The sequence below is a fragment of the Scytonema sp. PRP1 genome (assembly GCF_036697665.2).
Lineage (GTDB): Bacteria > Cyanobacteriota > Cyanobacteriia > Cyanobacteriales > Nostocaceae > Kalymmatonema > Kalymmatonema gypsitolerans.
On record NZ_JBAHYJ020000132.1, the window covers coordinates 1 to 25,249 of the forward strand.

18 protein-coding genes and 1 pseudogene are annotated in these 25,249 nt (G+C 42.5%); 12 read left to right on the forward strand and 7 right to left on the reverse strand.

Annotated features, from left to right (window positions below; all coding sequences use genetic code 11):
- Window positions 1–298: 298 nt before the first annotated feature.
- The 6 genes and pseudogenes from V5G28_RS34225 to V5G28_RS34255 all read right to left on the reverse strand — a co-directional run bounded on the left by V5G28_RS34225 (window position 299) and on the right by V5G28_RS34255 (window position 15,900).
- Window positions 299–6,350 (reverse strand): annotated as a pseudogene (locus tag V5G28_RS34225) (AAA family ATPase).
- A gap of 27 nt (window positions 6,351–6,377) precedes the next feature.
- Window positions 6,378–7,499 (reverse strand): hybrid sensor histidine kinase/response regulator, encoded by a 1,122-nt coding sequence (locus V5G28_RS34235; protein WP_332995943.1) that lies wholly within the window; start codon window positions 7,497–7,499, stop codon window positions 6,378–6,380.
- Window positions 7,500–7,524: 25 nt separating this feature from the next.
- Window positions 7,525–10,800, reverse strand: coding sequence for a PAS domain S-box protein (locus V5G28_RS34240; protein WP_332995946.1), 3,276 nt, complete (start codon window positions 10,798–10,800; stop codon window positions 7,525–7,527).
- A gap of 2 nt (window positions 10,801–10,802) precedes the next feature.
- Window positions 10,803–11,282 (reverse strand): response regulator, encoded by a 480-nt coding sequence (locus V5G28_RS34245; protein ID WP_096561267.1) that lies wholly within the window; start codon window positions 11,280–11,282, stop codon window positions 10,803–10,805.
- Between the two features lie 6 nt (window positions 11,283–11,288).
- The gene (locus V5G28_RS34250; protein WP_336231535.1) at window positions 11,289–13,583 is read right to left on the reverse strand and encodes an ATP-binding protein; all 2,295 of its coding nucleotides are present in this window, start codon (window positions 13,581–13,583) and stop codon (window positions 11,289–11,291) included.
- Window positions 13,584–14,175: 592 nt separating this feature from the next.
- The gene (locus V5G28_RS34255) at window positions 14,176–15,900 is read right to left on the reverse strand and encodes a glycosyltransferase family 39 protein (protein ID WP_332995951.1); all 1,725 of its coding nucleotides are present in this window, start codon (window positions 15,898–15,900) and stop codon (window positions 14,176–14,178) included.
- Window positions 15,901–16,064: 164 nt separating this feature from the next.
- Here V5G28_RS34255 and V5G28_RS34260 point away from each other — a divergent pair, with 164 nt between their 5' ends.
- The 12 genes from V5G28_RS34260 (at window position 16,065) to V5G28_RS36975 (ending at window position 24,915) form a co-directional block, all read left to right on the forward strand.
- Window positions 16,065–18,488, forward strand: a complete 2,424-nt coding sequence (locus tag V5G28_RS34260) for an ATP-dependent helicase (RefSeq protein ID WP_332995953.1) — start codon at window positions 16,065–16,067, stop codon at window positions 18,486–18,488.
- Window positions 18,489–18,611: 123 nt separating this feature from the next.
- On the forward strand, window positions 18,612–19,133 hold the full coding sequence (locus V5G28_RS34265; RefSeq protein ID WP_332995955.1) for a hypothetical protein: 522 nt from the start codon (window positions 18,612–18,614) through the stop codon (window positions 19,131–19,133).
- 257 nt (window positions 19,134–19,390) lie between these two features.
- Window positions 19,391–19,588, forward strand: a complete 198-nt coding sequence (gene rpmI / locus V5G28_RS34270) for a 50S ribosomal protein L35 (protein ID WP_096561262.1) — start codon at window positions 19,391–19,393, stop codon at window positions 19,586–19,588.
- Window positions 19,589–19,610: 22 nt separating this feature from the next.
- Window positions 19,611–19,967, forward strand: a complete 357-nt coding sequence (gene rplT, locus V5G28_RS34275; protein WP_096561261.1) for a 50S ribosomal protein L20 — start codon at window positions 19,611–19,613, stop codon at window positions 19,965–19,967.
- A 12-nt stretch (window positions 19,968–19,979) separates the two neighbouring features.
- Window positions 19,980–20,807 (forward strand): transporter substrate-binding domain-containing protein, encoded by an 828-nt coding sequence (locus V5G28_RS34280; protein ID WP_096561260.1) that lies wholly within the window; start codon window positions 19,980–19,982, stop codon window positions 20,805–20,807.
- A gap of 144 nt (window positions 20,808–20,951) precedes the next feature.
- Window positions 20,952–21,476 carry a tetratricopeptide repeat protein gene (locus V5G28_RS34285; RefSeq protein WP_096561259.1) on the forward strand — a complete coding sequence of 175 codons (525 nt, stop codon included), beginning with the start codon at window positions 20,952–20,954 and terminating at the stop codon, window positions 21,474–21,476.
- A 392-nt stretch (window positions 21,477–21,868) separates the two neighbouring features.
- Window positions 21,869–22,120, forward strand: coding sequence for a hypothetical protein (locus V5G28_RS34290; protein ID WP_332995962.1), 252 nt, complete (start codon window positions 21,869–21,871; stop codon window positions 22,118–22,120).
- 179 nt (window positions 22,121–22,299) lie between these two features.
- Complete coding sequence (locus tag V5G28_RS34295) at window positions 22,300–22,557, forward strand: type II toxin-antitoxin system RelE/ParE family toxin (RefSeq protein ID WP_332995964.1); 258 nt, start codon at window positions 22,300–22,302, stop codon at window positions 22,555–22,557.
- Window positions 22,554–22,817, forward strand: a complete 264-nt coding sequence (locus V5G28_RS34300; RefSeq protein ID WP_332995966.1) for a hypothetical protein — start codon at window positions 22,554–22,556, stop codon at window positions 22,815–22,817. The genes V5G28_RS34295 and V5G28_RS34300 overlap by 4 nt, the downstream gene beginning before the upstream one ends.
- 478 nt (window positions 22,818–23,295) lie before the next feature.
- Window positions 23,296–24,126: a nitrogenase component 1 gene (locus V5G28_RS36965; RefSeq protein WP_442994316.1), complete on the forward strand. Its 831-nt coding sequence runs from the start codon at window positions 23,296–23,298 to the stop codon at window positions 24,124–24,126.
- A complete protein-coding gene (locus V5G28_RS36970) occupies window positions 24,101–24,577 on the forward strand; it encodes a nitrogenase component 1 (RefSeq protein WP_442994317.1) in 477 nt (158 codons plus the stop codon). The genes V5G28_RS36965 and V5G28_RS36970 overlap by 26 nt, the downstream gene beginning before the upstream one ends.
- A gap of 176 nt (window positions 24,578–24,753) precedes the next feature.
- Window positions 24,754–24,915, forward strand: a complete 162-nt coding sequence (locus tag V5G28_RS36975; protein ID WP_442994318.1) for a hypothetical protein — start codon at window positions 24,754–24,756, stop codon at window positions 24,913–24,915.
- A 135-nt stretch (window positions 24,916–25,050) separates the two neighbouring features.
- On the opposite strand, the gene V5G28_RS34310 is transcribed toward V5G28_RS36975, so the two are convergent.
- Window positions 25,051–25,230, reverse strand: coding sequence for a hypothetical protein (locus tag V5G28_RS34310; RefSeq protein ID WP_332995968.1), 180 nt, complete (start codon window positions 25,228–25,230; stop codon window positions 25,051–25,053).
- Window positions 25,231–25,249 lie beyond the last annotated feature (19 nt).

Sequence of the window (25,249 nt, forward strand, 5' to 3'; positions counted from 1 at the left end):
GCTAAATTCCCCCCTTTTTAAGGGGGGTTAGGGGGGATCTAGCCTTATCTGAACCGCATTGCCTCTTAAAGAACAATGCAGAATTCCGCAGCTAGGAATAAGACATGCAATTAGTGGGGGATTTAAACCACAGACATAATTCTAGACCACCAAATTTTCAATTTTGGTGTGGTGTTTTCCCGCAGCAGTTACGAGAACTCTACAATTCATGACTTTCCCAAGCTGCTTCCCCATTCTGATTACTGAGTACTGAGTTCTGAGTACTGAGTTCTGAGTACTGAGTTCTGAGTACTTTTTGTTAATATTTTTTGAGAAACTCCAGGATTTGTTTCCCTTTAAAATCTTTAGCAAGTTGACGCAAATGAGCGGCAAACGGTAGCCACCGTTGATCCAACTCCTCTAACAATGTCGCTCGTTGTATAATTCCTCTTAAATCCCCCCTCATCGCGAAATCGATCAAAATCGTAAGTTCTTCTGCTGGTGGAGCCACAAGTAAGTCCTGAGTCCGTAAGGAAAGACCTTGCACCTCTACTTGTTGTCTGCTTTCCTGCTGCTCATAAACCCATTCCAACCCCAAGTAAACCCGTAATTTTTCTAAAAGCTCCGCTTTTTGGATTGGTTTTGGGAGAAAATCATCGCAACCGACTTCTCGACTTTGCTGGCGATCTAAGTCAAAAACGCTAGCTGAGACAGCAATCACGATCACGTCTTTAAAGTCTGGTATCATCCTCAGGCGACGGGTGGCTTCAAAGCCGTCCATCACGCTCATGACTAAGTCCATCAAAATCACATCTGGTTTAAATTCACGCGCTTTGTCAAGAGCGTCTAAACCATTTGTTGCTTCTGTGACTTCAAACCCCAAAGGTTCTAGTAGATTCATTAAAATAGAGCGATTTACCCATTTATCATCTACTACCAAAACTTTCCGCACAGGTCCTATAAAACCAATGATATTGCCTTCATCGATGCTCTTAACGTCACTTTGTTGAAAAACCTCAGGGACATCCAAATCGAACCAAAAAACGCTGCCTTTACCTAAAGTACTTTTCACCTTTAGTTCACCGCCCATCATTTGAACTAATTGACGGCTAATTGCTAATCCCAATCCTGTTCCTTCAGTCTTGCGACTCTCCTCACCCACTTGCTGGAATGGCAAAAATATTTCTTCTAATTGCTCCTGTGCAATGCCAATCCCTGTATCCTCTACTTGAAACCGAAGTTTTTCCTCTTGATAGCCCACTCTGAAAGTTATACTACCTTTTTCTGTAAATTTGACCGCATTACTAAGTAAATTAATCAAGACTTGACGCAACCGTTTTTCATCTGCTCGAATGAGTTTTGGTAGGGGAGAAGACGTTTGATAAATTAACGGAATTCCCTTTTGTTGGGCACGGATGCGGCAAATCTCAGCAATACTCTCAAGAAAGACCGGAAGATGAAATTCTGTTGGATAAAGTTCCATTTTCCGTGCTTCAATTTTGGAGAGATCTAAAATATCATTTATCAGTGTCAGTAGGTGTTCGCCACACTGATGAATGATGTTTATACCATTCTTTTGCTGAACAGTTAAAGTTTTATCTTTCTGAAAAATTTGAGTATAACCCAAAATACCATTGAGCGGTGTACGGAGTTCATGACTCATGTTTGCCAGGAATTCGCTCTTGGCACGGTTAGCTGTTTTGGCTACTTCTTCTGCTCGTTGGCGTTCTTTGATTTCCTGTTGAAGCTGCAAATTTTTATCTTGTAACTCCAGCGTGCGCTCTTCGACTTTAACTGCCAATGTCCGATTATATTCTTCTAAATCATTGTAAAGACGTGCATTCTCAATCGAAATTGCTGCTTGAGAAGATAAAAGTTGTAAAACTTCCAATCGCTCTGGTGTAAATGCTCCAATTGTCAAGTTATTTTCTAAATAAAGAATGCCAATTAGTTTACCTTGATTCACAATTGGCGCACATAAAATAGATTTTGGTCTGTGGTTGATTATATAGGCATCTGTTGCAAACACTGAATCAGAACTAGCATCGTACAGTACAACATGTCCTTGAGTACGATGCACATAATTAATGACAGATATGGGTAGCTGCTGACTTAATTCTACAGGTGTCGATGGTTGCACGATTATCTCATCTTGCCCGATACTTCCTGAAGCTTCTATGAGTAACTGTCCTGCTTTTTCTAAAATGAAAAATCCTGTTTCTGCACCAGCATTTTCAATAACAATTCGCATTAATTTAGCCAGCAACTTGTCCAAAACAATTTCACCAGAAAGAGCAAGAGATGCTTTCATGATTGCGGCGAAATCCAGAGATCGGGGAGTACCTGTAGTCGTAGAGATCATTGTCCGATTCATCTCTAGACCTCTGGTTTGTCGGTTTAGTGTCTGGGAGAAAATGTGAGGATATCTTGCTGCTAAATTTCTAACTTTTGCAGTTGCTCCCCAGCGAATATATCCATAGTAAGCATCAGTTAGATAAGTCTGAGCTACCTTTTCTCTGGCACACTCAAAATAAAATTTTGCTGCGAGTTCATTGAAGAGCGCTTCTTCCTGGATATATCCTTGCTCTTTAGCTCCAGCAATGGCTCGGTCATAATATTCCATTGCTTGCCAATATTGACCTAATACCCGCGCTTTTTCTGCCTCCACAAGCTCATACTTATGCAGAAAATTCATTGGGGCGTGGTCTGCCCATTTTCGCATCTTTTCCTGGTTCTTCGTCACCTTGCTCAAGAGGTGCTCTTGTTGTGATTGTGCCACTGATGGATAAATCGCTAGTTGTGCTAAAGAATCATAAAAATGAAACACTGGCACAATCAAGAATCCTTTTACCCCATCTAAGTACTGTTCGGCTTGAACTCCATTTTCCAATGCTTGATGGTGCTCTCCAAACAAATAACAGAGTATCAGTTTGTTTGAATAGAAGTAGTGAAGCCCAGTTCTGTCATTGGCTTTCTTAAGCAGCGGTAAAGATTTCTCCTCGTTGTATGCTTCACCCAATAAACAGCACGGTTTTTCAAAAGGTTCTAGCAAATTAAGAATTGACTGCTGAAATATTTGATTCCAACTCAAGGCGTTCTCTTGCTTGAGTTGAGCAAGGACATTACTGGTTGCTGCCATTTCTCGTTCAACTTTTGCCAGTTCTTGACCGATGAGATATGAATAGTAGCATTTTTGCATAGCGGCATAGCCACCATATTCAAAATGTCCATTCTCCAATCCACTAGAGTATGAATCCTGCAAAAGTGGCAACGTTTCCTTAGCATGAACCTTTCCATGAAACGCAGATGAACCTGCCACGAAAAAGACACTTGTCTTGAGTTCTACAGCGTTGAATCGTTCTACAAGACTTAAAGCCAACTTGCCAAATTGATAAGCCGCCTCAATGTCCTGAAACAACCCGTTTATCATGATGCTGTAAAGAACATAACTATAAGCTGAGAAAGGTGAATTTCCATGTTTGATTGACAAATTCAGCTGTTCACACGCAATTAACGGCAACAAGGCAGGTCCAGCTTGATAAGTCGGAGAACCTAGGCATGCTAACATCCGTACAGCTGCTAGCTTATCGACCTCCGTCATTAATGGTAGGTTAATCAGGTCTTCGATATTTCTGCCGCTCAAATTTCTTGCTGTTTGAGTCAGTGTTTGCTCAATATCCAAGGCGCTAGGCGACTCTGGGAAGCTTATCCCCAGTAGTTCTAGTGCTTGTAACCCAATCTTGATCGCTTCGAGCTGTTTCACTTGCGCCATGCAGGCCTGGATTTTGACCTCATAGACTTTCATTTTGTCAATAGGGGTTTTTGCCTGCTGCAAGACAACGGTTGCCCATTTCTCCATCTGCTCAAAATCGCCGTTCAGGTATGCTGTTTCTACCCCTGACTCATAAAGTGCTACTGTTAGCTCATACTGATTCTGCCAGCTATTGACTGCTAATAATTCCAAACCCACCTTTAGATAGCGCATAGCAGACTCATACGCCGCAGCTGCTTTCGCTTTCTGACCTGCTATAAGATTAAGTTCAGCCAGCTCATATTTTTCCGACTCTAAGGTGAGTAAGTCGGTACCATAATTCAGTTGGTTGACCAAAGCAAAGATATTTTCTTTTCGTTCTTCCGGCGTAATATTTTGTAGTAACAATTGACCAATTTTGAAATGAGTTTCTTTTTTTTGCGATTCTGGAATAAGAGCATAAGCTGCTTGCTGTACTCGGTCATGTAGAAACTTGTAGGCAATTGTCAGTTGTTCTACCCTGCGGGAAGCCTCTTGCGCATCTAGGTCATTTGTGAGTTGTTCATTTTGCTCAGTACTAATAACTAAAGGAATTTTGTAAGATTGGTCTAAGGGTAAAACTAGACCTGTCTGCAAAGATTCCCACAAATCTGCTGCTGTTTCAGATAAAGATTTTTGATTAACAATACCCAGAACATCTAAGGTAAATTTATCTCCAATACAGGCAGCCAATTTTAAAATATTTTGTGTATCAAGTGATAATTTATGAATCTGATTAATCATCAATTCAACGACATTATCAGTGATATCAATGTCTTTCAGTAGCTGAATATCCCATTGCCAGCAACCTTGATTGAAATTAAAAGACAATAGATTTTCGTTATATAGCGATTTGAGTAACTGAGTTAAGAAGAAAGGATTTCCCTGAGTTTTGTTAAACACTAACTCAGCCAGCGATATTGTCTTTAACGTGTCACTGCGGAAGGTATCACTGATTAATTGATTGACATGAGTGATATCTAAAGGCTGGAGCACAATATTGTTAACAACTGCACCCTTGTGTTGAATTTCTTCTAAAGTCAACATCAATGGATGAGTTGGACTGACTTCATTATCCCGATACGCTCCAATCAGTAGCAAATATTGACTATTTGGCTCACAGGCAAGCAACTGAATCAACTTCAAGGAAGCTAAATCTGCCCACTGTAAGTCATCCAAGAAGACAACCAATGGGTGTTCGGGTTTGGTAAATACATGAATGAATCGTTGAAACAACCGATTAAATCGGTTTTGGGATTCAGTTGGTCCCAATTGAGGAACATCTGGCTGAACACCAACAATTCTTTCAAGTTCAGGAATAACATCAATAATTACTTGACCATTATAACCCAATGCTTCTAAAATTTTTGCTTTCCAATCGGCTATTTTGTCAGTATTTTCTGTTAGTAACTGCCTGATTAATTCCTGAAACGCTTGAATCAACGAAGCATAAGGAATATTCCGCTTAAATTGGTCAAACTTACCAGAAATAAAGTAACCACGCTGGCGAACAATGGGTTTATGAACTTCATTCACTAAGGAAGATTTGCCAATACCTGAGTAACCACTTACTAACATTATCTCTACCCCCTATATCCCCCCTTGCTAAGGGGGGATATAGGGGGTTTGCCACTCGCTCAAAGGCATCCATTAGCGAGGCAACTTCTTTTTCACGACCATAAAGTTTTTGCGGAATAATAAATTGGCTGTATAAATCAAGTTGACCGACAATAAAATCTTCAATTTTTCCTGTTGCTTGTAGTCTTGTTAGGCACTCCTCTAAGTCCGCTTTTAGTCCCAACGCACTTTGATATCGTTCTTCAGCAGTCTTTGCTAATAATTTCATCACAATATCAGAAACTGCTTGAGGAATCTCTGGGTTGATTTCTTTAGGCGATGCTGGTGTTTTAGCAATATGGCAGTGAACTAATTCCAATGGATCAGTCGCTTGAAAGGGCAACTGTCCTGTGAGCATTTCATAGAAAGTGACACCTAAGGAGTAGAAATCAGTTCGGTAATCAATTGAGCGGTTCATCCTCCCTGTTTGCTCCGGTGACATATAGGCTAGAGTGCCTTCAAGCAAATTGGGAGTATTGACTGTCTGATTTTCACTCGATAGACGCGATGAAATGCTAAAATCTATAATTTCAACTTGACCTGTTTTCGTATTGATAAGAATATTTTGAGGTTTGATATCTTTATGAATAATATTATTTTTATGTATTTGAGCAAGCGTTGAAGATAATTGAATAGCAATTTGCAAAAACTGACTTAATTCAAATTTTTGAGCATTGATAAAATTTTTCAGAGGTTCTCCCCCAAAATCTGACAAAATTAGCGCCAGACCATTTTGATAGCTTTCCAAGGCTAACGGTTTAATAATTCCTTTTATCTGTAAAAGTTGGAGTATTTTATATTCATGTCTTAATCGAGTGATCTGTTCTATAGTGGGATACTCAGCTTTAAGGGTTTTAATAATCACCGAATTTTGCTCTGACTCTCTCACAGCATGGTAAACACGGGTAGTGGCACCGTCATAAATGAGCTTAATGAGGTTGTAACCGCCAATGGTGATACTCATTGTTGTCTTTTCACAGGTGTACTTAGTTCACGTATTTCGCAGGGGCAACCTAACGACAAAAGTTGTACCCCGACAGACCTCACTTTCAAAACTGATCGTGCCTCCATGCATCTCGACGCATTGCTTAACAATTGCCAGCCCCAATCCTGTACCTGGAATATTCGCAACGTTACGTGCGCGTTGGAAAGGTTCAAAAAGCTTTGCCTGAGATTCTTTTGGAATTCCAATTCCTTGATCTTGTACTAGGAAACAAATGTTTTTTTCCTCCCAAGACAGGGTTAAGGATATGATGCCACCTTCTAGCGAGTACTTCATGGCATTAGAAAGCAGATTATTCAGCAAATGCCAAAGGAGTTTTTCATCGAGGCAGGCAATACGTTGGTTACCAATAACTGAAAATTGTATCTCATGTTTCTCTCCTGCTGCCAATTGTAAAGTTTCAACTTGTTCTTCACAGAATGTAACAACATCTATTGGTGTAGGATTGTATTGAATTGCGCCGGATTCAGCTTGCCCTAGTGTTAGGATGTCATTCAATAGATCAATTAAACTATCTGTGGCAGATTGAATGCGATCAATGTGCTTTTGTATTTTCTCTTTTGGCAATTGATTGCTGTAGTGTTTGAGTATTTCAGAACCCAACCTAATTGTTGTCAGAGGATTGCGAAATTCATGAGCCGCCATGTAGAGGTATTGAGATTTTAGCTGAGATTGGGACTGGGCAATTTGCTTATCTGCTTGAGCTATAGACAACGCCTTTTGTACCTCAAACTCTGCCTGATAGCGTCCGAGAGCAATTTCAATTGTGGTAGAAAGTATCTTTTCATCAAAAGGCTTTAGAATATAGCCAAAAGGCTGCGTCGCTTTGACTCGTTCTAGAGTTGCTCGGTCAGCATTGGCAGTTAGGTAGACGACAGGTATGTTGAAACGAGATTGAATCTTAAATGAAGCTTCGACTCCGTCCATTTCACCCGCAAGTCTGATATCCATCAATACTAAATCCGGTTGGAGTGCTTCCACCATAACAATAGCGTCTTCTCCCGTTGCGACGAGAGCAGGAACAATATATCCTAGATATTCCAGTGTTTCCCTAAGGTCATCAGCAACGAGCTGTTCGTCTTCAACAACCAAGATTTTTATCGGAACCATAATTCATTTTCTGGTGCAAGGGGTGTTAAGCTTTTAGAGCTTTGGGAAAGGTGATATGGAACGTGGTACCGCGATCGCCCTCAAGGAGTATGTTACCTTTAAGTTGTTTTGTTAAGTTATGTACTATTCTTAAACCCAAAGAGTTGGTATTTTGCCAATCTAGAGTTTCTGGAATGCCAATACCACTATCGCCTACTGTTAGCGTAATGGTCTTATCAGTCTCTGGCATAAGACGAATAATGATTTCGCCACTTTTGTCGTTGGGAAAAGCGTACTTGAGAGAGTTGGAAACCAGTTCGTTGATAAGCAGCCCGCAAGGAATAGCAGTATCGAGACTAAGCTTAATTCCATTGGTTTCAATCTTCAGGGCAATCGTCTTTTGGCTCATCCCATAGCAGCGCAAAAGGTTGTTCGTCAAGCTGTGGATGTATTGACCAAAGTCTATTTGGGAGAGTTCGGGCGACTGATATAAATGTTCATGAATCAGTGCCATAGATTGCACTCTATTTTGAGACTCTTGAAATAAGATCATAGTACCTTGATCTTGAGCACGTCGGGACTGCATTCGTAATAAGCTGGAAATAATTTGCAGGTTATTTTTGACGCGATGGTGAATTTCCTTCAGCAGAGTCTCTTTTTCCTCTAATGAATGCTGAAGTTGTTCCACTGTCTGCTTGCGTTCGCTAATATCGCTTACCCGTACCAGCCTATGAACTTTACCAGCAACACTAATTTGTTTGGAAGCTAAATGACCCCAGAAGAAATTGCCTTTGCGGGTAACGTATTCAATTTCTTGACTCCAAAAGCCTTTGATTTTAATTTCTTCTAGGATTTTCTCTATCTCTTGGGGAGTGAACTGATATCTTTGTAATGTGCTGCTGCGAATATGAATCAGTTCCTCTTTGCTAGATGCTTCAAACAACTCAACAGCACGGCGATTACAATCAACGACCTCAAGAGTGTCAGCATCTACCAGGAAAATGGCGTCCGCCGATTCATTAAAAATAGCTTCTCGCAAATCCCGATTTTGAATAAGCTCTAATTCAGCCTGTTTGCGTTCGCTAATATCTTGAGTAATTCCAATACCACCAATCACTTTTCCTTGGGTATCCCGTACCAAAGCTGTTGAAAGGCTAATATCAACTATCGATCCATCTTTCCTTTGGCGACAAGTTTCCACTTGGCTTAATCCTTCGTCAGATAGAGTCTGACGTTTAATTTCAAGAAAATTTTCCTGTTCTTTTAGGGGAATAATTGGTAAAGGCTTGCCAAGGACTTCCTGAGTATCCCAACCAAAGAGACGCTCGCACATCGGGTTCCAGAGGACAACGTTGCCGTTAGGATCAATTAAATCAATCGCTACTGGCGCAGATTGAATAATTGCTTGGAGCAAAGCGTTAGTTTCTTGGAGTTCAGCTTCTGTTTTTTTGCGCTCAGTAATATCCTCAGCAAGACCGACGACACGTTGAACTTCAAGAGCGTCATCTCGAACATAAAAACTTCTGGTACAAATCCAACGAATCTCTCCATCAGCTCGAATGATGCGATATTCGTGTTTGAAACCTTCAATGTTGATACTTCTGTTGACATCCTGCAAGACATTGTTTTTATCATCAGGATGGACAAGATCAAACCAAGATGCAGGGTTTTGATACAGACTGGAGCTGGAACAACCCCAAATCTCTTCGTAAGCTGGGCTGATATAAATTAGTTCGCTCAAGTCATGGTTATAAACAAAGAAAACTTCGCGGATATTTTCTGCTAGTTGACGGAACTTCTGTTCACTATGACGCAGTTCATCTTCTATCTGTTGACGTTGAGCAATCTCGTTGCGTAAATTAGCATTTGCCTGCTCTAAATCACTGGTACGCTGTATGACTCTTGCTTCCAACTCTTGATTGAGTTGACACAAATCTTCTTCTGCTTGCTTGCGTTCTGTAATATCTCGTCCTTCTAAAAGCAGCCAGACAACTTGCCCTGTATTATTAAGGATAGGCTTGAAAGAAAAATCAACAGTTCTCAAAACACATTGTCCGTTAGGTACTCTCGCCTCACAGTAAGTACAAGAACCAAGAGCTGCTTGGGCAATAGCTCTTCGCAATCCTCTGTGCGCTTCTGGGACAACCCGACAACAAAACAAGTTCCAGAAGAATTTGCCAATCGCAGCATCGTGTTTCTTGCTAAAAAACTCTAAACATGCCTGGTTAAGTTCTAAAACTTTGCCATCTGGAGCTAATAAGCCAATAAATTGAAAAGTCTGTTCAAAAATGGCACGGTATTTGCGTTCGCTTTCCTGTAATTGAACTGTGCGCTCTTGGACTTTAACTTCTAGCTGTGTATTGAGGTTTTGCAAGTTTTGGTAAAGTTCTGCCTGTTGAATTGCAATCCCCAGTTGCACAGAAAGTTGCTCTAGCAAATTTATTTCCCATGACTGCCATTCCCGTGCAGCAGAACACTGGTGAGCCACTAGTAAACCCCAAACAGATTGCTCTTCTTGGGGTTGAGTACTGCAAAAAATCGGGACAAACAAAATTGCCTTGACTTGAAACTGTTCTAGCATTTGAACATAGCAGTCAGACAATTTAGCTGCATATATATCATTAACCGCACCTGAGCGACGGTGATGAGCGCTTGCTCTGATATTTTGAAAGCAGGTATCCTCAAATCTGGTATTGAGGCAGGAGTTCCACCCAGGCAAAACAGATTCTGCAACAATTGTGCCGCTCATATCTCGAGGACACTGGTAGACAAGCACCCGATCCGTTTTGAGAAAGTCACGGATTTCATCGACTGCTGTATTGAGAACAATTTCTAGGCTCAAGGATTGACGAATGCGCAGAGCAATTGTTGCAATCAAACGTTGCTGCTCTTGCTGGTGTTCTAGCTGCCGCATCAAGCGTACCCGTTCCATAACCGTATGGCAGGAACGATTGAGAGCTTGACTTGTCAGTTTTCCCTTGACTAGATAATCCTGCGCACCGCTTTTCATCGCCTCAACGGCAAGGCTTTCATCTCCGTATCCTGTTAGCATGACTACTGGCAACAGGCTTCTACCAGTAGAAAGCTTTAATTCTTCAATAAATTCTAGCCCGGTTGCATCTGGTAGCATGAAATCGAGCAGGATGAGATCTGGCATCGAATGTTGGCAACTCTCAATCGCTTCTGCTGCGGATTCAAATTCTACAATCTGACAAGTGTATTGGCGATGATCTGTGGTGCTGCGCTCTAAGTAGCGACGATATGCTGTGCGGTCTTCTACACAGTCATCGATAATAAAAATTGTGCGTTGGCTCTCCTTCATTACTATATAGAATTGGGAAGAACAGCTGTTTTAAACCAGTAATCTAAAAAAATTCGGATAGTTTTTCTCAAAGCTTCCACACCAATCGGTTTGAGCATATAGCAATTGACACCATATTCGTAACAAGTTTTAATATCTTTCGGGCTAGAGGAAGTGGTAAATACTACAATAGGAATACTTTTGAGTGCCTCATCCTGCTTGATCTGCTCAATGACTTCTCGCCCATCAGTTCCAGGCAGATTTAGGTCTATTAAAATGATGGCTGGACGAGGAGACGTGGCTGGATCGGCGTACTCGCCTTGGCGGTAGAGATAGTCTAAGGCATCGTCGCCATTGCAGGTACGGTACACTGGGTTGAAAAAAGCAGCTTCCCACAGCATGCGGCTAAATGCTGCAAAATCCTCGTCGCTGTCTTCCACCAACAAGATGGCTTTGTTGATATTGTGGGTATTGAGAACTGACTGAAGTAATGAGTCTTGCATACCTGTTTAACGTGGTAAGGTGAAATAGAAAGTACTGCCCTGACCGTAAGTAGACTCGACCCAGATTTTACCATCGTGTCGTTCGATGATTTTCTTCACAATGGTCAAACCCGCACCCGTACCACCGCCGTACTTGCCAGGAGCATGCAGCCGCTTAAAAATCCGAAAGATGGTTTCCAAATGTTTTTTACGAATGCCAATACCATTATCGCGGACGGAAAATGTCCAAAAAGGACTATCATCCTGAGGTTGGTTTTGGGATTCTAAACATTCTATTTCTACCCATTTTTCATGGCTGTCATTATATTTGAAGCCATTACCAATTAAATTTGTTAAGACTTCCTCAAGTAAAACGCGATCGCCCCGAATTGTTGGCAAAGGTTTGGGAATCCGGATATTAATATTGGCATCGCCTAAACTCATACGAAAGACTTCAGCAGCATTCTTCAGCAAATCGTTAAAGTCTATCAGCTGCATATTTAATTCCTGTCGTCCCAAACGGGAAAAATGCAGCAAGGAATTAATGATATCCTCCATGCGTTTTGTCAAACGCACTAAAGTTTCTAACTTCGAGATTCCTTCTCCATCCAGAATATTGGCATAGTCTTCTAGCAAAAATGTTGAGTAGTTGTGAATGCCGCGTAATGGCTCTTTCAAATCATGAGAAGCAATGTAAGAAAAAGCATCTAACTCGTTATTGCTGCGTTGTAACTCCAAATTGATAGCAGCCAGTTCATCAGCTTTGCGAAGAACAATCCCAACAATTGCACTTCTTAGTTCCATTGCTCCATCTATTTCGTACTGCTCCCAAGGTGAAGATGTACCGGATACAGTTTCTTGCCACAACTTAAACGACTGACGCGGGAAGATTGTTAGACTACCATCGGGTTCTATTTTTGTGGGCTTTTGAGGATTTCCTGCCCAACTCACCTGTTGCAATCTTTCTGGACGGAACCACAATACATAATTGTTGCTAATTCTGGTGATAGAAAGGGCTAACAAACCACTTGCAACTTCTTTAAAGTTTACTGCTTGAGGATATTGCTGAGGTAAGGAATCGCTAACAAAAAGGTAGTTTTGAAATTTGTCTTTTAACCAGGCAATTAAGTCATGAATATCTGATTCTTTCAGTGTTTTACCAATCAGCATCAAATTACCATCAAGACATACTGCCGCACCTTCAGCGTTGACTAGTTTGAGCAAACTTGCTCTGTCTTGCACTAAGGCATCAGTTAAATCTTGCGAGCGGGCAACTGCATCTATAAATTTTGTTTGAATCGACTTTAACTGCAATTTGGAATCTAAATTTTCATTTTCTTCCTTAGAAACGAGTTCTAAAGACATCACCTTTCCTAAAAACTCACAGATTGTTCTGATTTCATAAGGAACAAATCGAGGAGTATGATGATGGCAAGCAATTAAGCCCCAGAGTTGATTGTTCTTTATAAGTGAAATTGACATGGAAGCTTGAGCACCCATGTTTTTCAGATATTCAATGTGAATCGGAGAAACGCTCCTTAAGACACTAAAAGTTAAATCGAGGGGAGGTGTGGGGGATGAGGGAGATGAGGAAATAATTGCTACAGGTTGATAGTTGACATCGGGAATCAAGCGCAGTGGGTTGAGAATATACAGATGTCTTGCTTGTTTGGGAATGTCGGTATCTGGGTAGTGTAAACCTAGGTAAGGCTCTAATTCCTCTAATTTATCTTCGGCAATCACCTCACCTGAACCAGTGGTATCGAACCGGTAAACCATGACTCGGTCGAACCCTGTGATTTTTCTGACTTCTGTCACAATAATCGCACTTAATTCGCTCAAGTTTGAAACCTGTTGGAGTTTAGTAAGTGTGCCGCGTGTCAGAGTGTAAAAGTTGACAAAACTGCTGACTGTTTCAAGATCACAGGGTTCTAGTTCTAGTATGAGATAGTTCTGCGGCGAACGGTGAATAACGCCATTAAATTCAGTCGATTTCCCCTGAGCGCAAACCAAAAGTTTCAGGGGATTGAGATGTTCAAAATCTCCCTGAAGACAGCCAGCAATAGCAGTGAGATGATCTGGTTCAAGGAGAATAGATAAGTGCTGTCCTAATAAGTTTTCAGGTGGAATACCCAGTAAAGCTTGTGTATTATTGCTGATTTGAAGTATTGCCAAATCAGGTTGCGATAAAACCAAGAGAATACCGTGAGGTTGGATAGAGCCAGGAATGTGAATCGGCTCGCGATCGCAATTTGTCAAATTAACATTATGAGCAGTTATCACATCTTCTAAATTCATGGATACGCTTTGTGTAGAGAGCATGGGAATTTGGTTAAATGCACCTATAGCAATCCTATCGGATTTTTTTTAAAGGCTTTGATTGAATTAATCAATCCAAACCCCGAGGGTCCACAGTTGGATAAAAGAGAGTTTTACGAATGATTTAGGACTGTTATAATAACAATTATTTTTAAATATATTAAATAGAAAATTTTTACCTAGTTTAAACTTTTTTTATAGCTATTTTCTCAAAAAATTATCACTCTTAAGTTATAAATACTCCATTTTTTTGATTAATAATGAAGAAATTTTTCTTCATTATCATCTTAGTATTGTTATTTTTTACACCATGTAAACCATAGATATACCTGCGTTGACAACACTTGTTACTCATGAGTGTTGTAGTGATATTTTTAACGACTAGCAAATACATGTAGCGGTTCTCATCCGCATGAGGTACAGGTTGATCTGCCTGCGATGCTTTGTCCGTCTGCGGTTCCTTAATTCTTTAATGTATTGCACCCAATTGAAAACCGCTATAATATAACTTAAAAAAGTTGTAGCTATTTGTCAATAGTTAGTAGACCAAGTTTATTCATTATTAAAGACAACTAAGAAATTCACAATTAAAAATTCAAAATATTCTTTTTCCACAGCGATACAGTTGATAGGGAACACCAACGCGGTAGTGCTGCAAAGAATCTATGGTGCAAGTCATTTGCTGCGAAAGTGTGATCTGCTGTGGATAGTCTTTGCGTTTTCTACCTGGACCAACAACCCACAAATTAAGCTCAGTTGCAGTTGGCGTAGGAAGTTGCGAAAGTTTTTGCAAGACAGGAGCAAAGTCTGGTGACTGCTTGAAGAAAGCAATATTAGATGAGGGGGATGAGGGGGATGAGGAGATTAATTTGTCTTTCCCTACTTCCCGAAGTGGTTCGAGTGCTAAAGCGAAACTTAACCCTAACGCCACATCTTGGTAATCTCTGTATCCCACCACCATCATCAGGGGAAGTGAGGGTTCTTGATTCATATTTTGCGCGACTTGCTCAGGTTCAAAGGGTTTTTGGAACACTAAGTTGGAAATAACAAAAATACTACTGAGAATACCGACAAGGACAAGAATGAATATAGAAGAATGAAGATTGAAGATAGAACTTTTTCTTTTGTCTTTCTTGTTTCCCTGAGCAAAACTTGCACCGAGCAAGGCACAAAAGCTGGGATAATAAACAAAGTGATAACGGGGAATAGGAGTAATATCTTTGCCTAAAAAATAGGCAATAGCAAAAAATTCTAACAATACCCAAATCGAGAAACTTAAGAGAGTAAGTGTCGCTAAATGCGTTGATTGTGCATACCATAGCTGTCTTAACCCTTTGAAAGCTTGCCAACCCACCCATACACCAAACAACAGCATTAACAACCCAGATATGACTGCAATTGCCAAAGGCTGATTTTCTACAGGAAGAGAAATCAGCATCAGCAGCCAACTAATGAGAGTTTGATAGAGTGGAGAAATGTTTTGCGGAGGGTCCAGCCAAGCGGTTTCAGAACGGTTAAAGTTATTAAATACAACTGGTAACCAGGGCAGGAAGCTAATTGCAACAACACTTACACATACAATCAGTGCTAGCCAAATATGGCGTTTGTTAATGATATTTGCCCTGCGCCAACATATCAGCACCAGTAACGTACCAATTTGGGCAATGAAGGCAAGAATGCAAAAATAATGAACATAAAGACTGATACTGTTAATGATTGCCCATCCCAGCAAAACCCAAAGTCTAACTTTCTGTCGCTTTTCGATATCCTTGACAACTTGCACCAGCCCCAGTAAAGAGAAAGTGATCAGGAGCATGGGTAATGTGTAGTGTCGTGCTTCTTGTGAAAGGTAAACAGCTAGGGGAGAAACAGCCATAAAAGCTGCTGCGATTATCCCGGCAGAGCGAGAGAAGGCAATACGATTAACATAGTAAATTGCTACAATTGCACCGACACCAAACAACGCTGCAGGCGATCGCAATTTTACAACCCACTCACTTCCCAAAGGACTCAACCACCTCAACCAACTGTACATCCCACAAAAAAATAGCGGCGGATGAGTAGACTGGGTTGCAAGGTTTTTGGCAATTTGAGAACAACTCACTCCTGGTTGGATAGTAAAAATCTCTGGTACACGTTCCAGGGGTAACACAACATCCAAAGGCAAATCATTGTAGGTTTTACCCAAGCTGAAAATGGCAGTAATCACCTCATCCATCCACAGAGGTTTGAGATCCAAATTCCAAAAACGCAAGATTGCACCCAAGGCGATCGCCCCAGCCAAAGCGAGATAATGTAGATAGAGTTTGCGATTTGCCATTCCTTTCAATGGTTCGTCGTTAGTGGTTACTAGAACAACTAACAATTCCTAGTCCAAAATTGCAACCGCAGCCTGTAGCGGATAATTTTCAGATATTTATCAGCGTCCAGGGTACGGTTCAAAATTTAAAATTTTATTACATAAGACGCTAATTGTACAAATCAGTGCCTCAAGAATCTCAATCAATAGAAGTATCTTCATCGCCTGTGTCTTCAGTCCGAGAGATAGGTATAGCAAACATCCGTCATACCCTCCGTCTCGGACAGCAGCACATGGTTGACTGGCAGTCTGGTTCACTCGCTGTTTCGGCGGTTCCTGGTGCTGGTAAATCCACAGGAATGGCAGCAGCAGCGGCTATTGCGATCGCCCGTCAGTATGATCAATCTTCTGCATTACGCCGCAATAGCCGTCGTCAACTCATTGTTGTTACCTTTACTCGCTCAGCTGTTGCCAATATTAAAGTTAAAATCCGCGAATACTTAAAAAAATTATCTTTACCCCAGACTGGCTTTACTGTACACACGCTACATGGTCTTGCCTTGAATATAGCCAACCGCTATCCGGATTTGTCAGGCTTACAGTTAGAAAATGTCACATTAATTACCCCCAACCAAAGCCACCGGTTCATCCGAACTGGTGTAGAGCAATGGATTAACAGCCATCCAGGGCGTTATTCTCGGTTATTAGAAGGTATTCAATTTGACGGAGAAGAAACAGAAAGACTGCGGCGTCAGTCAGTGTTACGGACAGAAGTCTTGCCAGAACTGGCGACGACTGTAATTCATGAAGCAAAAAGTTCTGGTTTATTCCCCCAAGATTTGCGTGAGTTCAGCCAACAAACCACAGACGAATATCAAATCTTAAGCATCGCGGCTGGGTTGTACGAGCAATATCAAAGTTTAATGCGATCGCGTGACTTCATTGACTACGATGACATGATTTTAGCCGCCCTGCGCGTTTTGGAGAACGAAAACGCCCGGAGAATCGAGCAAAACCAAGTTTTCGCCGTTTTTGAAGACGAAGCACAAGATTCTAGCCCACTGCAAACGCGACTGTTAACAATTCTCGCCGCTGATGCCCACAACCCCAACCAACCGCCAAATATGATTCGCGTTGGTGATCCCAACCAAGCGATTAACTCCACCTTCACCCCAGCCGATCCAATTTATTTTCGGCAATTCTGCAAAGAGTGTGACGCGCAAGGGCGACTGGTGACAATGGATCAAGCCGGTCGTAGTACCAAAATTATTATCGACGCCGCCAACTTTGTCTTGGAATGGGTGAATAGTCTTTATGTGAAAACAGGACAACAAGGACAAGGGGGAATTTCTACCTCTCCCTCATCCCCCTCATCTCCTCACCTCCCCATCTCCCCATCACCCTTTCGTTTCCAAAGAATTCGCCCTGTTGAATTGAATCACCGTCAAGATGATGTCAATCCGCAAGCTGTGGGACGGGGACTGGAACTATATACGCCTCGTGATATTCATCACACAGTCGAGTTATTGTCCGAGAGGGTTGTAGAGTTATTTTCCCAGGATGCAGACAAAATCAGTGCAGCTATTTTGGTGCGGGAGAACCGTCAAGGACGGTGGTTGGCAGAAGCGCTGAGTTCAGTGTGTAAAAACCATGAAATTCCAATTTATGATGTCGGAGAACGCGATCGCCATTCTCATGTCCCGGAAGAGATTTTGGCAGTTCTGCAATTTTGCGATCGCCCTCATTCCCCCGACTACCTCAAACGGGCATTACAAGTTCTTGTACAGCGGCGATTGATTGAAACGCAAGACCTCAACGCCCTCGCCACTTTGCCCGAAGAATTTTTGTATCCAGGTCCTTTGGCTGCACCTCAGCCACAGCCAGTGCAAAAAGCTGCCCATCTGTGTCGGAGTTTACTTCGCGCCCGTTTAGAACTGCCCCTGTACCAGTTAATTTCATTCATCGCCCTAACACTCAATTACGAGCAAGCAGAACTAGCAACAGCCGACAAATTAGCAGAACGAGTCAATCAGCAAATAGCTGGCAATACTTCAATGGGGGCGATGCTGAATGTATTAACTGAAATCGTCAGTTCCGAACGGTTTGAACCCGTGGAAACAGAAGACTTAGAAGCACGATACACCCGTCCCGGTCAACTCACAATTATTACCATGCATAAAGCAAAAGGGCTGGATTGGGACTATGTTTTTATACCCTTTGTGCATGAAAACTTAATTCCTGGCAGATTTTGGGTTCCTCCCCAAAGCCAGTTTTTAGGTGACTTTACTTTATCAGAAGTTGCCCGCGCCCAAATTCGCGCTGCTCTCCACGCGAAATCTACCTTACCCAGCGTCACTGCTGCTTGGGAACAGGCAAAACACCTAAAAACAGCCGAAGAGTATCGCTTACTCTACGTTGCCATGACAAGGGCAAAGCGGCTGCTATGGATGTCTGCGGCTTCTAAAGCTCCATTTACCTGGAGTAAACCAGAGAATTTACAAGAGCAAACCCCTTGTCCGGTATTTCCTGCACTCAAACGCCAGTTTCCCCAATGCGTAGTTTCTCTAGCAACAATTCCCGGAGGAGACACAAACAAAAGCGGCACATAATCAGAAACTTTCGGACTTGAGTTTGTAGTCTCTAGGAGTAGAGCAAAATCAAAACGTGCAAAACCCAAGCTAAGGGCATAGCTCCTAGTGGCAATTTAACTTATTCAATTTTAAGGGTGTTCTATGAAAGACATAAACAAACTATATCCTGCACTTAACAAAACACTCAAGTCCTCTAAAGGTGCTTTGTTGACTCTAGCATTGACAATGCTATCAAGCGTACTAGGACTTGCTGGGAACAATACTGCTGCTTTTGCTAGCGATGAACAGATACAGAGCAGCCACAGCACCATTGAAATATCCCAAAACACAGACCAGTTTTCCAGCTACAGCCGCATTCAAATATCTCAAAACACAAACCAGCTCTCAAACGAACTGCCAAGACGGATAGCAAATGCAATTTTACGTGATGCTTCCAAGCGTTCTGGCGTAGCAATCCGTGAGTTGGAAATTGCCCAAGTCACTCCAAAAACCTTTGGAAATCCTTGCGAATTCAAATTTGGAGAAGTTTGCACCAGGGAATACAAGCCGATTAAAGGTTGGGAAGCCGTTGTTGAGGTGGGAGACGATTCTTGGACTTACCATGTCAACAAATCCGGCTCACAAATCCTTCTAGATCCCAAAATCAGCAGCACGAAAGGTTAACCTTTACTCAGGTTAATTTTCCCCAGATTGATCATGTCTGGCTTTTTCCATGACTGTTTAGATATCGTTCTTATTACCAACTTATAAAGTCTGGCTCGTATTAAGATGCGAGCGCGTCTTAATACCTAGCTAGTTTAGCCATCGGACTAGCTATACAGCAACAGGCGACTTTCCCTCATCAAATTTAGCCACTTCCTGCTCATCAGCTTTGGATTCTTACTTTATAATTATAGATTGTGTCGAATTAAAGCAGCCCCATGCCTAAACTCAAAACGCGTAAAGCAGCGTCAAAGAGATTCCGTGCCACCGGCACCGGGAAAATCGTACGTCGCAAAGCTTTCAAAAACCACCTGCTACAGCACAAATCTTCCAATAAGAAACGTAACCTGTCGAAAATGGCAGTAGTCAACGAGCGTGATGAAGAAAACGTGCGCCTCATGCTCCCCTATTTGTAATTTGTTAAGGAACTAAAACGATATGACACGGGTAAAACGCGGTAATGTTGCTCGCAAACGCCGCAAAAAAATTCTCAAACTTGCGAAAGGTTTTCGCGGTTCCCACTCAACTCTGTTTAGAACCGCTAATCAGAGAGTGATGAAGGCGTTGCGGAACGCCTATCGCGATCGCAAAAAACGCAAACGCGATTTCCGCCGCCTGTGGATCACCCGCATCAACGCTGCTGCACGCCTACATGGCTTGAGTTACAGCCAGTTGATCGGAAATCTCAAAAAAGCCGATGTGCAACTCAACCGCAAAATATTGGCACAATTGGCAGTCCTTGATCCCGCAAGCTTCGCTAAAGTTGCTGAATTAGCAAGCCAAGCAAAAGGATAAAGGTGGCAACGGATGGATAACGGATGTAACAGATGGAAAGCAGCTTATCGGTTACATCTGCTGATATCCGCTGCCATTTTTTTGCTTTTGAGTTTTTCCTGTGTGATAGCAGATACACAATTATCAGCATCTGCCGCAGAAATGCCCGAAATTCAGCGGCGGGGCTATTTAAATGTTGCCGTCAAAGATAACTTGCGTCCGCTAGGATTTAGAGATGCAAGCGGCAATTTGCAAGGCTTGGAAATCGACTTAGCAAAGGCATTGGCAGTTGACTTAGTAGGCAAACCAAATGCTGTGAAATTGCAACCTGTGGCAAATCGCGATCGCCTATCTGCAGTTTTAGATAATAAAGTGGATATGGCGATCGCCAGAGTCACAGCAACCTCCTCACGCTCTCGCTTGGTAAGTTTCAGTGTTCCTTACTACTTTGATGGTGCTGTTTTAGTCACAAAAGATACCTCGTTGCAACGGCTGAGCGATTTAGCAAAACGGAAAATTGGCGTCCTCAAAAATTCCAGCACCATTGCCAACGTGCGCTATTATTTACCAAATGCCGAGTTAGTCGGAGTCAATTCTTATCAAGAAGCTTTTGCGCTCTTAGAAAACAATGCAGCAAATGCTTTTGCCGCAGATGCTAGCGTTCTTAGCGGTTGGGTGCAACAATATCCCCAGTATCGCCTACTGCCAACCAAGCTATCAACCGAACCATTATCTGTGGTCATGCCCAAGGGATTACAGTACGATGAATTACGAAGGCGGGTAAACGAAGCCATTGCCCGTTATATTCATTCTGGTTGGCTCCAGCAACGCGCTACATATTGGGGATTACCCCTTCGATAATTTTTCGTTTGATAACCGCACTTACCAATCCCTAATCCCCAATTCCCAGCCCCCTTTACTAAGAAATTAATTTTTTATAAATCATAATTTTCAGTTTTCCATGTAAGTTCATAATAGAAAAAGAAGAAAGTTTAAATAAAGACAATGGATAACAACCTAGCGATTATTTATCTGTCAATTTTTGTGGGTCTGCTCTTAATTGCAAGTGTCAGCGTTTTTCGCCAGGTATTGAAAAGTCGTAAGCTGGAAAGCACCATGTCACGCTTACGAAAGAAGCTGACTAAAGAAAAAGGGACATCTCAAGAATATTACGAGTTAGCCAGTATTTATTCCGAGAAAAAACTATTTTCCCAGGCAATAACTACCTTTCAAAAAGCAATCAAAGCTGCCGAAGAAGAAGGAGAAGAAAATCTAGCCTATATCTATAATGGACTGGGCTACGCCTACTTCGGACAAGAACAGTATGACTTAGCGATTCGTAATTATAAAGAAGCCCTCAAATCTAAACCCGACTACGTGACAGCGCTGAACAATCTTGGTCATGCATACGAGCGGAAAAAATTAAATGCTCAAGCCCTGGAAGCTTATGAAGAAGCACTGAAACTTCAGCCAACTAACACCACAGCAAAACGCCGTTCTGACTCTTTGCGACGCTTAGTTTCAGCATAATTTTCGAGTATTTCTGGTTCTCGCGTGCTTGGTCATTTTAGAGAAGCTTTGCCTCTTTAAAATGACCAGAGGCGCTTAACTTGAAAGGCGATCGCTTCTTCGGCATTCAATCACAAAAGATTTCATTTCGCTTATCGGCTCTAATGAGTTAGTTAGATCGTAGCGTCTACGGAGATTTTAGCATAGATGACAAGTCAATTATATAAGCGTGTCGCATATAATACTTAAAGATATACCGAAAAATTCCATAGAATTTTCTTGGAAAAGGTGGTTATACGGAAAATACCTGTATAATTTTAAAGATATATTTTGTAAAGAAATTCTCCGTGTATATAGTGCATCGCCATATTTAGCAAAACTGCTCAAATTAACCACCAACAGGAAAGTAAGTAATGTTAGACACAATTGCAAAGGCTCCAGTTCAAGCTGTTTGGGGCTGGCTTTGTAGCTCTCTAACGGGAATAGCAAATGCACCAGGGCTGATAACCATGGGTCTGCAGGCAATCATGTCTGTGCTTGCAGCTGGCTTGGTTGCCGTAGCCGCAAGTTGGTTCATTGCTGTTAAGGCGACCGAGGTAACGGTGACAATCACTGCTACAGCCATCAAGGTAACTGCGTCCACTGTATCTGGTTCATCCTCTTGATTGAAACTCTGGTAAAGAGTCGTCAGATTAAGAATCAGCACGGAAAAAGGAATGTTGAGGGTAGGTAAAACCTACCCTTTTCATTTTTAGACCTCTTCAGGCTAAACTCTTCTTGTTGATTTGGAAGCCTTTTGACTTTGGCGTACCGAATAGAATACTCACCTGAATCGGAGGCACATTTGCGATACTTAAGTGCTCGACAGCAAGTGATCGTCTTGGATACTGTTGACGAGCAACTGATGTATCAGCCCACAGTTGAGACAAAAAATCGGAAACCTATGCGCCCTAATCCTCTTGCTCCATGGGAACTACGGATTGGTGATTTGCGAGTTTACTATGATGTAGAAGATGAGCCGGAACCAGTTGTGTATATCAACGCAGTTGGGGTCAAAGAGCGCAATCAAGTCCGCATCGCAGGAGAGGTTTATGACTTATGAAGATCGTTGAGCTTGCAGAGGCGACCGAAACACTAGCTGAATATACCTCCGGTCTTGCTGAGGAACCAGTTATCATCACCAGCAACGGTCAGCCGATCGCAGCATTAGTCACGCTCGAAAATGTTGACATCGAGACAATATCGCTGAGTACCAATCCGAAATTCATTGAACTCATTGAGCAATCGCGGGCACGGCGACGCTCTGAGGGTGGAATCTCCAGCACAGAAATGCGGCGTAGGCTAGGGTTGAGTGACGTCTAACAATCGCGTTGGAGCCAACCGTCGAGAGGCTATCTGTGAATGCCAAAGCTTGTCTGCGACGGCTCAATGTCATTACCTCATAGTTTCGATGAGACAGTATCATGGCTCACGGGTAACGTGTCCCTATGCCCTGTGAGCACGCACTCGCGGAGGCGCTGCGGCACGCACTCGCGTAAACAATATCAACACCACAAAGCCACTAATTATTAAGAACTTTGCCTAAAAATTAAGATTCATATCACTTTGACAACAGAGATGTTGTTTAAGTCGAAAGCCGAATCATAATCAGCAAGGAGGTTTGGGCGATTGCGCAAAGCGTAGTGCAATCATGCGATCGCACCTCTATTTGAACTTTCTTAACCCTCGCTTCTTCCAAGCTGCAAGTTCTGAGACAATCAGAAACGATTTAAAAAACAAGCACTCATTAATCCACCTCTCATCGGATACATTTTGTTTCACAAAAAGGGAGAACACAAACATGAAATTGGCTTACTGGATGTATGCAGGTCCCGCCCATATTGGCACTTTGCGAATCGCCAGTTCCTTTAAAAATGTTCATGCCATTATGCACGCGCCCTTGGGTGATGACTACTTCAACGTCATGCGCTCTATGCTAGAGCGGGAGAGGAACTTCACCCCCGTGACAACCAGTGTCGTTGACCGCAACGTTTTGGCACGCGGCTCCCAAGAGAAGGTGGTAGACAACATCACCCGCAAAGACGCCGAGGAACGCCCAGACCTGATTGTGTTAACTCCCACCTGCACCTCCAGCATTCTCCAAGAAGACCTGCACAACTTTGTGGAGCGGGCGCAGCTGGAAGCGAAAGGAGACGTGATGCTAGCGGACGTGAATCACTACCGTTTCAATGAACTGCAAGCTGCCGATCGCACTCTGCAACAAATCGTCCAATACTACATCGAGAAAGCCCGCAAGAAGGGCGAACTGCCCGAAGGTAAAACCGAAAAGCCCTCCGTTAACATTATTGGTAGTTCCACCCTTGGTTTCCACAACCAGCACGACTGCACCGAACTGAAGCGGCTGATGGCTGATTTGGGCATTGAGGTGAATACCGTAATTCCTGAAGGTGCTTCGGTTCACCAGTTGAAGAAGATGCCCAGAGCCTGGTTTAACTTGGTGCCTTACCGTGAACTCGGTTTAATGGCAGCTCGTTACCTGGAAGAACAATTTGGAACCCCCTACGTAGACATCACCCCGATGGGTGTTGTGGAAACTGCTCGTTGCATCCGCAAAATTCAGCAGGTGATTAACGGTCAAGGTGCAGATGCTGATTGCGGACTACATCAATGAGCAAACCCTGTATGTATCCCAGGCTGCTTGGTTCTCCCGTTCCATTGACTGTCGAAACTTGACCGGCAAAAAGCTGTGGTGTTTGGTCGACACTCATGCTGCTGCTATGACCAAGATTCTGGCACGGGAAATGGGGATTCACGTTGTTTCGGCTGGCACCTACTGCGAAATACGATGCAGACTGGTTCGCGAACAGGTCAGCGAGTACTGCGATGAAGTGCTAATCACCGAAGATCATCGTGCGGATGGGGGATGCGATCGCCGCGTTGAACCTTCTGCTATCTTCGGTACCCAAATGGAACGCCACGTTGGTAAGCGCCTGGATATCCCCTGCGGTGTGATTGCTGCACCAAACGGCATCCAGAACTTCACCATTGGTTACAAGCCATTTATGGGTTACGAAGGGACAAATGGAATTGCAGATACGGTTTACAATTTCTTCAGCCCCTAGATGGAAGACCACCTCTTGGAAATCTTCGGCGGCCACGATACCAGGAATCATTACCAAGGGCATTTCTGCTGATTCTGATTTGGCGTGGGCGAAGGATGCTCAAGCAGAATTGAACAAGATCCTGGCTTTGTGCGCGGTAAAGTCAAGCGCAAAAGAAATTTGCTCGTGAGCGGAATGTGAGTGTCATCACGGTGGAAGTGATGTACGCTGCTAAGGATTCTTGGGCGCGTAGTTTATGTGTAGGGAGTTGTTCTCACAAATTTCTCCCAGCACAAGCAAGAACTGTTCGAGTGTTAAAGGTGAAAACTTTTGTAAAAGTCAAAATTGGAGAAATTTAAACCACAGATGGACAATAATATTTATTGTCCATCTGTGGTTCTAAATATCCTTAAATTATAACTTTTGCAAGATGTCTATTGGAAAGGAACACTTCGGGGGCTAGAAGCTGTTAATTAATTCCTCTTCATACTTAGTCATGTCTGATCATTTTTCTGAGTATTTTCTGCAATGAGTTGATTAATGTACTGCCGTAACCGTTCCTGCCAATTGGGAACAGACTTAAGCTTCTCTCTTACTCCCGGCAACACTTTTATTTGTACCGGGACTTTATCGTATGGCACTTGATTATCTGGTTTAAACTTTATTCTCGGCATACTCCTTGTTGTATATCTA